Raw genomic sequence first — 317 nt, 5'->3', positions numbered from 1 at the left:
ATCCAGCATGGCTGGCCAGAACAGGCTGTGGAAATACACTATGTCTTTCCCGATGAAGTGGTAAAGCTCTGTGGAACTGTTTTTGTTCCAGAACTCATCAAAGTTCAGGTCGTCACGCTTGTCACACAGGTTTTTAAATGACCCCATGTAACCGATAGGCGCGTCCAGCCAGACATAAAAATACTTGCCGGTTTCGCCTGGAATTTCAAAGCCGAAGTAAGGTGCATCACGGGAAATATCCCATTGTTGCAGTCCGCCATCGAACCATTCCTGCATTTTATTGGACGTTTCTTCCTGCAGCGCACCGGATTTGGTCC

The 317-nt window shown here is 47.9% G+C and carries 1 protein-coding gene; it reads right to left on the bottom strand.

Going from position 1 to position 317, the window contains the following annotated elements:
- Positions 1-317 (bottom strand): class I tRNA ligase family protein (locus ACYP03_RS25280; protein WP_459782568.1); only part of this gene is annotated, 317 nt, incomplete at both ends.

The sequence above is a fragment of the Photobacterium sp. R1 genome, from assembly GCF_054600795.1.
The sequence above is the reverse complement of the archived record's forward strand: the minus strand, read 5'-3'. Positions and strand labels throughout refer to the sequence as shown.